Origin of the sequence: Paractinoplanes rishiriensis (assembly GCF_016862375.1) — a bacterium.
Lineage (GTDB): Bacteria > Actinomycetota > Actinomycetes > Mycobacteriales > Micromonosporaceae > Actinoplanes > Actinoplanes rishiriensis.
Genome location: NZ_BOMV01000001.1, coordinates 195,694 through 208,132 on the forward strand (window position 1 = coordinate 195,694; position 12,439 = coordinate 208,132).

Below are 12,439 nucleotides of genomic sequence, written 5' to 3' on the forward strand. Positions count from 1 at the left end.
CGCATACTGGCCTGGTGGGCGATCGACAACTGTCCCTGCTGGTGCTCGGGCCGTTCCAGCTGGCGATCGACGGGACACCGGTCACCGTCGCCCGCACCAAGACCCGGCTCACTCTCATCGTGCTGGCGCTGCACGGCAACGAACCGGTCGCCGTCGACCACCTCGTCGACCTGCTGTGGGACGAGTCGCCGCCGGCGTCGGCCCGGGCCAACCTGCGCAACTACCTCACCGAGGCGCACCGCCTGCTGCCCGCCCGCGCCGACGGCCGGCCCCGGCTGGAGCGGGCGCCCGGCCGGGTCACCCTGCACGTCGATCCGGACGAGTTGGACGTGCTGCGCTTCGCCGCCGAACTGGCGGCCGCCCGGCGGCACCGGGACGAGGGCGCCGGCCGGCTCGCGGTGGACGCCTACCAGCGGGCGCTCGACTGCTGGCGCGGTCCGGCGGCGGGTGGTCCGGATGCGACCGGACCGGTCGGTGCCCAGCTCGACCTGCTCGATTCGGCGCGGCTGGACGCGTACGACGAATGTGTGCAGTTGAAGTTGACCTTGGGTGCGGAACCCGGCGACCTGACCGTGCTCCGCGAGACGCTGGCCCGGCACCCCTATCGGGAACGCACCTGCGCCAATCTGATGACCGCGCTGTACCGGGCCGGGCAGGCGGCCGAGGCCCTCGAACTCTACCGCCGCACCGAGCGCGCGCTGCGCGACGATCTGGGCGTCAACCCGGCCCCCGAGCTGGAACGGCTCCATCAGGCCGTGCTCCGGCACGACCCGGCGCTGGCCGGCACCACCACGGTTCCGCTGCGGCGCGGACCCTGGCAGGCGCTGCCGCTGCCCAGCCCGTTCGTGCCACGCCCGGCCGAATTCGACGCCGCGACGGCCGGTCTCGCCACCGGTCCCGCGGTGGTCCTGCACGGGCTGGCCGGCGCCGGGAAATCAGCCCTGGCCACCGCGATCGCGCACGCCCGCCGGCCGGATTTCCCGGACGGCTGCCTGTACGCCAACCTCAACGGCGCCGACGCCCGGCTGCCACCGGCCACCCCGCGCGACGTCATCGCCCGGTTCCTGCGGGCCCTCGCGGTGCCCGGCCCGGTGCCGGCCGATCTGGACGAGGCGGCCGCCGCGCTGCGCTCGCACCTGGCCGGCCGGCGGATCCTGCTGGTGTTGGACAACGCGGGCTCGGCCGAGCAGGTGCGCCCGCTGCTGCCCGCCGACCCGTCCTGCGCGGTCGTGGTCACCTCGCGCCGCACACTGGCCACCTTGGACGCCGCGCACGTGGCGGTCGGCAAGCTGCCGGACGCCGAGGCCCTCGTCCTGATGACCCGGTTGCTGGGCGAGGAGCGCGCGGCCACCGACCCGGACGCGTTGCGGCGGCTCGTGCGGGCCTGCGGTCACCTGCCGCTGGCGCTGCGGATCGCCGCGAGCCGGCTGATCAGCCGGCCGGACTGGCGGCTGCGCGAGCTGGCCGACCGGCTCGAGTCCGAGCACCGCCGGCTGGACGAGCTGCAGGCCGACGACCTCGACGTGCGGGCCGGCTTCCTGGTCAGCCACGCGGCCCTGGCGGCCGAGCCGGCGGCGGCCACCGCGGTGCTGCTGTTCCGCCGGCTCGGGCAGGTGGACGCGGCCGACGTGACCGCCGCGGCGGCCGCGGCGCTGCTCGACCGGGACGAGCACACCGCCGAGCGGGCCGCCGACCGGCTCTGCCGCGACCACCTGCTGGAGCGGTCCGGCCCGGACCGGTACCGCTGCCACGACCTGCTGCGGATCTTCGCCCGGGAACAGGCGGCGCTGTCGCCCGGCGACGACCGGGACGGCGCGGTGCGGCGGTTGCTGCTCTGGTACTCCGGTGTGCTGCTGGGCGCTAACCGGGTGCTCTACCCCGGGCGGTACCAGACCCCGGAACGGGCCGCGGCCACCTTCGCGCACCGCGACGACGCGCTGCGCTGGCTGGAGGCCGAGCGGGACAACATCATCGCGATGCTGCGGCACGCCGGCGGCGAGGCCCGTCCGCTGGTGCTGGCCCTGGCCATCGACCTGGGCCCGTTCCTGAACTCGTGGGGGCATTGGCCGGTGCTGTCCGAAGTCGCCGCGCTGGCGCTGCGGCTGGCCGAGGAACTGGGCGACGACCGAGCCCGGGCCGACGCCTACGGCCAGCTCGGCTCCGCCCGGCTGCGGGCGGGCGACGAGGCCGGCGGCGGCGAGTGCTTCGCCCGCGCGCTGGAGCTGTACCGGGCGCTGGGCGACCGGACCGGCGAGTGCCGGTCGCTCAACAACCTGGCGATCTATCATCGCCGGCTGGGCGATTACGGCACCGCGGTGGCCCATCTGCACGAGGTGATCGAGGTACGCCGGCAGATCGGTGACCGGCGCGGCGAGGCCACCGCGCTGGACAACCTGGGCCTGATCTACCAGTCGATGGGTCACTACCCGGAGGCGATCGCGGCGCACGAGGAGGGCCGCCGGCTGGTGCAGCGGCTCGGCGACCCGTCGCTGGAGGCGCTGATCGTGCTCAACCTCGGTGAGACCGTACGCCTGGCGGCCCGCCCCGGCGACGCGGCCGACCTGCTGCGCGAGGCGACCAAGCTGGCCCGCGAGACCGGTAACCGGGCGGCCGCCGCGGAGGCCCTGACCAGTCTCGCCAAGGTGCTGGCCGGTCAGGGCCTGGACCGCGAGGCGGAGGCCTGCCGCCGGGAGGCCGCCCTACTGACCTCAGACGGCTAACGGCAGCGGGGCCGGCGCCGGCACGCCCACGCCGGCGATCGCCTCGGCCGCGGCCAGACCGTTGGCCCGGGTCGCGCCATAGGTGGCGACATGCACCCCGCCGAGCACCGTCACCGGCACGCCCATCTCGACCACGATCGCGTCCGGCCGTTCCGCCAGCACCCGGCCGAGCACGTCGGACAGCCACGCGTGCCGGTGCACGTCCCGGGTCACCAGCACGAGCGGCCGGCCGGTCGCGCCGAGCAGCACCGCGGCCGCCGGGTCGCCGAGGTCGGCCAGGTCGTCGGCGGTGAGCCGGACCGAGGTGGTGCCGGGCAGCAGGTCGTCCAGCGGTGCGCCCACTCCCCACGGGGTCTCGGCGCCGATCGCGATGTTGCGTGGCGGGGCGAACTCGACCACGTGCGCGGGCCCGGCGACCGGCAGCCCGGCGGCGCCGTCCGCGACGGTGACCCGGAGCGCGCGGCGGGCCGCGTCGAAGCCGACACCCGCGGTGCGGACCGCCTCGGACCGCCCCCGGCCGGCCGCGTCGGCGACCTGCCGGGCGCCGGTGCGGGTCTGCTGGCGGGTGGTCCAGGCGCCGAGCCGGCGGACCCGGGTGGCGGCCTCGTGCAGCCGCTCGGCGGGCAGGTCGCCGGACCGGACCGCGGCCACGATGGCGTCCCGCAGCCGGATCGCGGTCTGCTCGTCGGCGTTGTCGCCGCCCACGCAGATCGCGTCGGCGCCGGCCGCGAGGGCGCGCACGGTGGCACCGGCCAGCCCGTACTGCCGGCGTACCCCCTGCATCTCGATGCCGTCGGTGACCACCAGGCCCTGGAAACCCAGCTCCTCGCGGAGCAGGCCGGTCAGGATGGCCCGGCTCAGGGTGGCCGGCAGGTGCTCGTCGTAGGCCGGCACCAGCAGGTGCCCGGTCATCACGACCTGGGTGCCCGCCTCGATGGCGGCCCGAAAGGGGCGCAGCTCGCAGGCGTCCAGCTGGGCGCGGTCGCGGGCGATCAGCGGCAGGGCGTGGTGCGAGTCGTCGGCGGTGTCACCGTGACCCGGAAAATGCTTGGCGCAGGCCGCCACGCCGGCGTCCTGCAGGCCACGGACGAACGCCGCCGCGTGCCGGGCCACCAGGTCAGGTTCGGCCCCGAACGCCCGTACGCCGATCACCGGGTTGTCGGGGTTGCTGTTGACATCGGCGTCCGGTGCGTAGTTCAGGGTGATGCCGGCGTCGGCCAGCTCGGCACCCAGGTCACGCGCCACCGCCTCGGTGAGGTCCACGTCGCCGATCGCGCCCAGCGCCAGGTTGCCCGGCCGGGAACTGCCGTGCCGGGACTCGAACCGGGTGACGTCGCCGGCCTCCTCGTCGATCGCCACGATCACGTCGGGGTGTTCCGCCCGCAGCTGCGCGGTCAGCGCGGCCACCTGGGCCGGCGACTCGACGTTGCGGGCGAACAGCGCCACCCCGCCGAGCCCCTCGCCGAGCCATCGCCGCACCCAGTCGGGAGCGGCGGTGCCGGCAAAGCCCGGCTGGAGCACTGTCGCGGCGAGCTCCGCCAATTCGCCTTGGTTGGGCATGGGCCCCCGTACCTCCGGTGACGTCGTCGCGCGCTCGTGGGAGCGCACCCAGTGTTCGTGCCGACCTATGGTCACATCACCGCCGGTATATAGTCAACAAACCTTCCTATTAGGCGGGAGTCGATAGCATGTCCGCGTGACGGGAGTCGACTGGTCCGAGATTCATGCCGTCCGCCTGCTCGGCGTGGCTCTGGCGTTCCTGATCCTGCTGTGGGCGATCCGCCGCATGTTCGGAGGCAGGAAATAGCTGTTTGCCGGGGGGTTCTTCGGGGCACCATGGCCGCGCCATGAAGCTTCCCGTGTACGGCCCCCGCCTGCGCCGCGTCGCCCGCCAGCACTTCGGGTGGCCCTCCCTGCGCCCCGGTCAGTTCAAACCGATGCGCGCCGTCCTGCGGCGCCGCGACGCCCTCGTGGTGCTGCCCACCGGCGCCGGCAAGTCGGCGATCTACCAGATCCCCGCCGTGCTGCTGCCCGGGCCCACGATCGTGGTCTCGCCACTGCTGGCCCTCCAGCAGGACCAGATCGCCGCGCTGAACGAGCGCGACGACCCCAAGATCCGGGCGGTGCGGGTGAGCTCGGCCGAGACCCCGAACCAGCAGCGCGAGGCGATCCGGGAGATCCGCGAGGGCCGCGCCGAGTTCCTGTTCATCACCCCCGAGCAGCTCAGCAACCCGGAGCGGCTGGCCGAGGTCAAGGCGCTCAAGCCCGGCCTGGTCGCGATCGACGAGGCGCACTGCATCTCGGCCTGGGGACACGACTTCCGGCCGGACTTCCTGGCCCTCGGCGAGCTGATCAAGGGCCTGGGCCGGCCGCCGGTGCTGGCGCTCACCGCCACCGCGTCGCCGCCCGTCCGCGAGGACATCATCGAGCGGCTCGGCCTGCGTAAACCCGAGATCCACGTCTCCGGGCTGGACCGCCGCAACCTGTTCCTCGAGGTCGCGTACTGCCCCGACGAGGACTACCGCTGGCGCCGGCTGACCGCCCTGATCGACGCCACCCAGCCGCCCGGCATCGTCTACGTCGCCACCCGCCGGGCCGCCGAGGAACTGGCCGAGAAACTCACCGAGGCCGGCTACAACGCCCAGCACTACCACGGCGGCATGGCGGCCGGCCCGCGTGAACAGCGGCACGAGGACTTCACCGCCGACAAGATCGACATCATGGTCGCCACCTCGGCGTTCGGCATGGGCATCGACAAGCCGAACATCCGCTGGGTGGCCCACGTGGCCCTGCCCGACTCCCCGGACAGCTACTTCCAGGAGATCGGCCGTTCCGGCCGCGACGGCGAACAGGCGCACGCCCTGCTGCTGTGGCGCGCCGAGGACGAGGCCATCCAGCGCTTCTTCGCCGGCGGCTCCCCCGACGAGCAGGAACTGCGCGCCCTGGCGGCGGCACTGCGCAAGGGCCCGCAGACCAAGACGGCGTTGAAGGACAAGACCGGCCTGGGCCCGCGCAAGCTGGGCCAATACCTCAACCTGCTGGAGCAGGCGAACGCCGCGGTCCCCGGCAGCGGCACCAAGATGACGGTGCCGAACTTCGCCCCGCTGCCCGCGGCCGCCGCCCGGAAGGCCATCGAGATCTTCGAGCGCCAGCAGGTGGTGACCCGCTCCCGGACCGACATGATGCGCGCCTTCGCCGAGACGACGAACTGCCGGACGCAGGCCCTGCTGGCGTACTTCGGCGAGGCGTTGCGGCAACGCTGCGGCCACTGCGACAACTGCGCCCGCCCGACTCCCCGCCCCAGCGCCCGCTCGCGGGCGGACAAGCGCAGGAAGCCCCTGCCGTTCGCCGTGCACAGCCGGGTCAAGCACGGCGAGTGGGGCGCCGGCATGGTGATGGGCTACGAGGACAACCGGATGACGGTCCTTTTCGACGAGGTCGGCTACAAGACCCTCTCGGTCCCGGTCGTGATCGAGAACGAACTGCTCACCGCTCACTCCGCCTGACCGCCGGGCCCGAACGGGCCCGGCCATGTGCTTGCGGTACCCCTAGGGGGTATAGGTATAGTCGAGGCATGAACACCTCAGCGCGACTCGGCGCGTTCGGTTTGGGGCTCGCGGTCGTCTTCACCGCCGCCCTGGGTCTGGGACGCGCCGTCGGACCGGAACCGGCGCCGGCCGCCACCCATGACCAGCACGGCACCGCCGGCGATCAACCCGCCGGCAAGGAGCTGCTGCCCGCCGGACTGCAGGTGAGCGAGGGCGGCTACCAACTGCTGCCGCTGACCGGCGAACTGTCGACCGGTGAACCACGGCCGTTCCAGTTCCGCATCGTCGGCCCCGACGGCACCCCAGTGACCGCCTACACCACCAGCCACGAGAAAGACCTGCACCTCATCGTGGTGCGGCGCGATCTGTCCGGCTTCCAGCATGTGCACCCGAGGCTGGCCGCCGACGGCACCTGGTCGATCCCGCTCGCCGTCGCCACCCCCGGCCAGTACCGGGTGTTCGCCGACTTCCGGCCGGCTGGACACGACGGGCTCACCCTGGGCACGGACATCCCCGCCCCGGGCGACTACCGGCCCCGGCCGATGCCACCCGCCGAGACCACCACCACGGTCGACGGCTACACCGTCACCCTCACCGGTACGCTGCGGCCGGGCGCCTCGTCCCAGCTGACGCTGTCGGTGAGCAGGGACGGCAAGCCGGTCACCGACCTGCAGCCGTACCTCGGCGCCTACGGCCACCTCGTCGCCCTGCGCGGCGGCGACCTGGCCTACCTGCATGTGCATCCCGACGGAACGCCCGGCGACGGGCGGACCGCGGCCGGGCCGGGGATCACCTTCCACGCCGACGTGCCGTCCGCCGGCACCTACCGGCTCTACCTGGACTTCCAGCATGCCGGGAAGGTGCGCACCGCCGAGTTCACCGCGATCGCCGGCACCCCGTCCCCGGCTCTCCTGCCCCCGGCTCCCCCGTCGCCCGCCCCCACCGGGCACGGGTCCGACGGCCACACCCACGACTGAGGAGGAGCGCCATGGCGACAGTCCGGCCGCTGCAACAGGCGCCGAACCAGATCGAATTGTCGATCGGCGGGATGACGTGTGCCTCCTGTGCGTCGCGGATCGAGAAGAAGCTCAACCGGATGGACGGGGTCACCGCAACCGTCAACTACGCCACCGAGAAGGCTTCCGTGGCGTACCACGACGGGGTCACGCCCGACGACCTGATCGCCACGGTCGAGAAGACCGGTTACACCGCCGCCCTGCCCATGCCCGCACCCGACGACAGCCTGCGCAGCCTGCGTATCCGGCTTTTCACCGCGATCGTGCTCAGCGTTCCGGTCGTCGTCCTGGCCATGGTGCCGGCCTGGCAGTTCACCCACTGGCAGTGGCTGTCGCTGACCCTCGCGGCACCGGTCGTCGTCCACGGCGGCCTGCCCTTCCACCAGGCCGCGTGGACCAACCTGCGACACGGCGCCGCCACCATGGACACCCTGGTGTCGCTGGGCACCCTCGCCGCGTTCGGCTGGTCGCTGTGGGCGCTGTTCTTCGGTACGGCCGGGACGCCGGGCATGACGCACCCGTTCACCCTCGACATCACCCGGACCGACGGCTCCGGCGCCATCTACCTGGAAGCCGCCGCCGGCGTCACCACGTTCATCCTGGCCGGACGCTACTTCGAGGCCCGCTCCAAGCGCCGCGCCGGCGCCGCCCTGCGCGCCCTGCTTGAGATCGGCGCCAAGGACGTCACCGTGCTGCGTGACGGCAGCGAGCGGCGCATCCCGATCGCCGACCTGGCGGTAGGAGACGTGTTCGCCGTCCGGCCGGGCGAGAAGATCGCCACCGACGGCGTCGTCGAGGACGGCGCATCCGCGGTCGACGCCAGCATGCTCACCGGCGAATCCGTGCCGGTCGAGGTGGGCCCCGGGGACGCGGTGGTCGGCGCGACCGTCAACGCCGGCGGCCGCCTGGTGGTGCGCGCCATCCGGGTCGGCGCCGACACCCAGCTCGCGCAGATGGCGAAGCTGGTCGAGCAGGCACAGACCGGCAAGGCCGCCGCGCAGCGCCTCGCCGACCGGATCTCCGGCGTCTTCGTTCCGATCGTGATCGCCTTGGCCGCCGCCACACTCGGCTGGTGGGTCGGCACCGGCAGCGGCTGGACGGCCGCGTTCACCGCAGCCGTGGCCGTGCTGATCATCGCCTGCCCGTGCGCACTGGGCCTGGCCACGCCGACCGCGCTGCTCGTCGGCACCGGCCGCGGCGCCCAGCTCGGCATCCTGATCAAGGGCCCCGAGGTGCTCGAATCGACCCGTACGGTGGACACGATCGTGCTGGACAAGACCGGCACCGTCACCACCGGCCGGATGACCCTGGCCGATGCCGTCCCGGCGCCCGGACAGGACCGCGAGGAACTGCTGCGACTGGCCGCCGCGGTCGAGGCCGCCTCGGAACACCCGATCGCGCAGGCCATCGTCCGCGCCGGCGCCGACCGGTCCCCGCTGCCGCCGGTCACCGGCTTCGCCAACCTGGAAGGCCTTGGCGTCACCGGCACCGTCGAGGGGCGCACCGTGCTGGTCGGCCGGCCGCAGTTGCTCCGCGACCGCGGCTACCGCGTGCCTGCGGAGGTCGAGCAGGCGATGGTCGCCGCACAGGCCGCCGGGCAGACTGCCGTCGTCGCCGGCTGGGACGGCGCGGCCCGCGGCATCCTCACCGTGGCCGACACGGTCAAGCCGACCAGCCGCGAGGCGATCACCGCACTTCGCCGGCTCGGCCTCACGCCCGTCCTGCTCACCGGCGACAACGAGACCGTCGCCCGGGCCGTGGCCGCCGAGGTGGGCATCGACGAGGTGATCGCCGAGGTGCTACCCGCCGACAAGGTCGACGTCGTCAAGCGGCTCCAAGCCGACGGCAAGGTCGTCGCGGCGGCCGGCGACGGGGTCAACGACGCGGCGATGCTGGCCCAGGCCGACCTGGGCCTGGCCATGGGCACCGGCACCGACGTCGCGATCGAGGCGTCCGACCTCACGCTGGTACGCGGCGACCTGCTCGCCGCCGTCGACGCGATCCGGCTGTCCCGGCGCACCCTGCGCATCATCAAGAGCAACCTGTTCTGGGCCTTCGCCTACAACGTCGCGGCGCTGCCCCTGGCGGCGGCGGGGCTGCTCAACCCGATGATCGCCGGAGCGGCGATGGCCTTCTCGTCGGTGTTCGTCGTCGGAAACAGCCTGCGGCTGCGCCGCTTCGCCGGCGTTAAACGCGTGGCAAGGCCCCGAGGATCGTCGTGGTGACGGTGATGCGTAGCGCCTCGTGCAGGTCGAGGTGGAACACGGCCAGCGCGGGGTCGGCCTCGTACACGGCGAGCACGCTGGCCGGTGGCGGGCTGTAGGCCGACAACGCGCCGGCCAGGACCATCACCTGCAGGCAGAAGAAGGTGGCACCGTCGCCCAGCTCCGGCACGTGCCGGCGGACCAGCTCGGCCAGCGCCCCGAGGCTCTCCAGGGAGTCCCGCTTGTGCCGCCGGACGACCTCGACCGAGACGTTGTGCTCCAGGACGCCGCCCTGCGCGTTGAACAGGTCGCAGAGCACCGGGCGGTCGGCCAGCGAGCGGCTGAGGACGTCGGCCAGCCGGCCCGCCCGGTCCACCGCGGGCCGGCCCGGGTCGACGCCGGCGGCCAGCTCGCCGGCCAGCTCCGCGAGCCAGTTGCGCAGGAAGTAGTCGAGCAGTTCGAGCAGCACCGCCTCGCGGGACTCGAAGTACCGCAGCACGTTCGACTTGGCCAGCCCGACCCGCCGGCTCAGCTCGTTGAGACCGACGTCCGCCACCGGCATCTCGTCGAGCATCGCCGCCGCCGTGTCCAGGATCGCCCGGCGCCGGATCTCGCGCTGCTCGTCGTTGCGCGCCCGCTGGAAAGACATGTGACCACCCTAACTTAAAGACCGCCGGTCTCTTGACAGCAGACCGGTGGTCTCTTAGCGTCGTCCCATAAGAGACCACCGGTACTTTGGGGAGGACATGATGGACTGGACCAAGCGCAACATCCCCGACCAGACGGGACGGGTGGCGGTCGTGACCGGCGCTAACACCGGCCTCGGCTTCGAGACCGCCCGGGCGCTCGCCGAGCGCGGCGCGTCGGTAGTGCTGGCCGTGCGGGACGTCGAGAAGGGCAAACAGGCCGCCGCCCGGATGCCCGGCGACGTCACCGTGCAGGAGCTGGACCTGACGTCGCTGGAGTCCGTCCGCGCCGCGGCCGCCGGCCTGCGCGCCACCCACCAGCACCTCGACCTGCTGATCAACAACGCCGGCGTGATGTACACCCCGAAGCAGATCACCCGCGACGGCTTCGAGATGCAGTTCGGCACCAACCATCTGGGCCACTTCGCACTCACCGGCCTGCTGCTCGACCGGCTGCTGCCGGCGCCCGGCTCCCGCCGTGGTGACGGTGAGCAGCGTCGGCCACCGCATCCGCGCCGCGATCCACTTCGACGACCTGCAGTGGACCCGGTCGTACAGCCGGGTCGGCGCCTACGGCCAGTCCAAGCTGGCCAACCTGATGTTCACGTACGAGCTGCAGCGGCGCCTGGCGGCCCACGGCACGACGGTCGCGGTGGCCGCCCACCCCGGCATGTCCAACACCGAACTGGCCCGCAACGCCCCGGCCGCGGTCCGCCTCCCGCTGACCTGGCTCGCACCGGCCATCACCCAGCCGGCGTCGAGGGGCGCGCTGCCGACGCTGCGGGCGGCCACCGACCCGGCCGTGCTCGGCGGCCAGTACTACGGCCCGGCCGGGGCGGGCGAGGTCCGGGGCTATCCCCGGCCGGTCACGTCCAGCCCGGAGTCGTACGACAAAGCCCTCCAGCAGCGCCTGTGGTCAGTCTCCGAAGACCTCACCGGCGTGCGGTTCCCGGCCTGACCCAGCTTGGGTAAGTACAGTCACCGCCGGTTAGTCGCCCTTCACATTGACGAACTGGCGCAGGGTCCGGCGTACCTCGACCAGGTCGCCGGCGTCCTGCATCACCACGTCGATCGGCTTGTAGGCCTGCGGGATCTCGTCCAGGAACGCGTCGGTGTCGCGGTACTCGATGCCCTTCATGGCGGTGCGCAGCTGGTCGCGGGTGAACATCTTGCGGGCCTTGGAGCGCGAGTGCTGTCGGCCGGCGCCGTGCGGGGACGAGTTCAGCGCGAGCGGGTTGCCCTTGCCCACGACCACGTATGACGCGTCGCCCATCGAACCCGGGATCAGGCCGGGGCGGCCCCTCTCCGCGTTGATGGCGCCCTTGCGCGAGAGCCACACCTTCTTGCCGAAGTGCGTCTCCTGCTCGGTGTAGTTGTGGTGGCACTGCACCCGCTCGACCTCGTGCACCGGGCCGCCGGCGAACTCGGCGAAGCACGCCACCACCCGGTCCATCATCTCGTCGCGGTTGGCCAGCGCGAAGTCCTGCGCCCAGCGGAGCTGGCGGATGTACTGCCAGAACTCCTCGGTGCCCTCGGCCAGGTAGGCCAGGTCGGGGTCCGGCAGGGTGATCCACCAGCGCTTCATCGCTTCCTGCGCCACCCTGATGTGGTACGAGGCGATCTTGTTGCCGACGCCGCGGGAGCCGGAGTGCAGGAACAGCCACACCGCACCGGTCTCGTCGGTGGACGCCTCGATGAAGTGGTTGCCGCTGCCCAGCGTGCCCAGCTGGAGTTCCCAGTTGCCGGCGTAGCGGCCCGGCTCGAAGCCCGCCTTCTCCGCCTTGCGGGTCAGCTCCTCGACCCGGGCCGTCGCCGTCACGGTCAGCGCGGTGTTGTACACGCCGGCCGAGAGCGGCACCGCGTTCTCGATCGCGGTCCGCAGCACGGACAGGTTCGCACCCAGTTCGTCGCGGTGGTACTGGGTGCGTACCGCGGCCATGCCGCAGCCGATGTCGACGCCCACCGCGGCCGGGATGATCGCCCCGATGGTCGGGATGACCGAGCCGACCGTGGCGCCCTTACCCAGGTGCGCGTCCGGCATCAACGCGATGTGCGGAAAGATGAACGGCAGCCGGGACGCCTTCTCGGCCTGCTCCAGCGTGCCGGCCTCGATCATGCTGGCCCAGTTCATCAGTCGCTTGTTGATCTGCTCCATCGGTCTTTCCCCCGTCGTAGGTACGGCGGTGAGGCTAGACGTTCACGAACGTGTCGCGCCGCCGAATAAACGGGTACCCCGCGACCCGGTGGGGTAAGAGGATCACACGT

The 12,439-nt window shown here is 72.8% G+C and carries 7 protein-coding genes and 1 pseudogene; 5 read left to right on the forward strand and 3 right to left on the reverse strand.

The annotated features are described in order from the left end of the window. Positions 1 to 14 precede the first annotated feature (14 nt). Positions 15 to 2,720 carry an AfsR/SARP family transcriptional regulator gene (locus Ari01nite_RS00960; protein ID WP_203778467.1) on the forward strand — a complete coding sequence of 902 codons (2,706 nt, stop codon included), beginning with the start codon at positions 15 to 17 and terminating at the stop codon, positions 2,718 to 2,720. On the opposite strand, the gene Ari01nite_RS00965 is transcribed toward Ari01nite_RS00960, so the two are convergent. Further along, positions 2,709 to 4,280: a glycoside hydrolase family 3 protein gene (locus Ari01nite_RS00965; protein WP_203778468.1), complete on the reverse strand. Its 1,572-nt coding sequence runs from the start codon at positions 4,278 to 4,280 to the stop codon at positions 2,709 to 2,711. The two genes, Ari01nite_RS00960 and Ari01nite_RS00965, sit on opposite strands and share 12 nt — an antisense overlap. Before the next feature lie 287 nt (positions 4,281 to 4,567). Between Ari01nite_RS00965 and Ari01nite_RS00970 the strand changes: the two genes are divergently transcribed. The 3 genes from Ari01nite_RS00970 to Ari01nite_RS00980 all read left to right on the forward strand — a co-directional run bounded on the left by Ari01nite_RS00970 (position 4,568) and on the right by Ari01nite_RS00980 (position 9,509). After that, a complete protein-coding gene (locus Ari01nite_RS00970) occupies positions 4,568 to 6,226 on the forward strand; it encodes a RecQ family ATP-dependent DNA helicase (RefSeq protein ID WP_203778469.1) in 1,659 nt (552 codons plus the stop codon). 68 nt (positions 6,227 to 6,294) lie between these two features. Continuing rightward, entirely contained in the window at positions 6,295 to 7,245 is a 951-nt protein-coding gene (locus Ari01nite_RS00975) for a DUF8832 domain-containing protein (protein WP_203778470.1), read from the forward strand. Positions 7,246 to 7,256: 11 nt separating this feature from the next. Next, the gene (locus Ari01nite_RS00980) at positions 7,257 to 9,509 is read left to right on the forward strand and encodes a heavy metal translocating P-type ATPase (RefSeq protein WP_203778471.1); all 2,253 of its coding nucleotides are present in this window, start codon (positions 7,257 to 7,259) and stop codon (positions 9,507 to 9,509) included. Here the strand turns inward: Ari01nite_RS00980 and Ari01nite_RS00985 are convergent. Next, positions 9,472 to 10,137 carry a TetR/AcrR family transcriptional regulator gene (locus Ari01nite_RS00985; protein WP_203778472.1) on the reverse strand — a complete coding sequence of 222 codons (666 nt, stop codon included), beginning with the start codon at positions 10,135 to 10,137 and terminating at the stop codon, positions 9,472 to 9,474. The two genes, Ari01nite_RS00980 and Ari01nite_RS00985, sit on opposite strands and share 38 nt — an antisense overlap. A gap of 97 nt (positions 10,138 to 10,234) precedes the next feature. On the opposite strand from Ari01nite_RS00985, the pseudogene Ari01nite_RS00990 reads away from it, so the two are divergent. Continuing rightward, positions 10,235 to 11,132, forward strand: a pseudogene (locus tag Ari01nite_RS00990) (SDR family NAD(P)-dependent oxidoreductase). 30 nt (positions 11,133 to 11,162) lie between these two features. On the opposite strand, the gene Ari01nite_RS00995 reads toward Ari01nite_RS00990, so the two are convergent. Then, entirely contained in the window at positions 11,163 to 12,329 is a 1,167-nt protein-coding gene (locus Ari01nite_RS00995) for an RtcB family protein (protein ID WP_203778473.1), read from the reverse strand. Positions 12,330 to 12,439 lie beyond the last annotated feature (110 nt).

Excerpts from the sequence above, each read along its gene's own strand:
- Ari01nite_RS00975 (WP_203778470.1), top strand. The coding sequence starts at position 6,295 with ATGAACACCTCAGCGCGACTCGGCGCGTTCGGTTTGGGGCTCGCGGTC.
- Ari01nite_RS00965 (WP_203778468.1), bottom strand. The coding sequence starts at position 4,280 with ATGCCCAACCAAGGCGAATTGGCGGAGCTCGCCGCGACAGTGCTCCAG.
- Ari01nite_RS00995 (WP_203778473.1), bottom strand. The coding sequence starts at position 12,329 with ATGGAGCAGATCAACAAGCGACTGATGAACTGGGCCAGCATGATCGAG.
- Ari01nite_RS00985 (WP_203778472.1), bottom strand. The coding sequence starts at position 10,137 with ATGTCTTTCCAGCGGGCGCGCAACGACGAGCAGCGCGAGATCCGGCGC.
- Ari01nite_RS00980 (WP_203778471.1), top strand. The coding sequence starts at position 7,257 with ATGGCGACAGTCCGGCCGCTGCAACAGGCGCCGAACCAGATCGAATTG.
- Ari01nite_RS00970 (WP_203778469.1), top strand. The coding sequence starts at position 4,568 with ATGAAGCTTCCCGTGTACGGCCCCCGCCTGCGCCGCGTCGCCCGCCAG.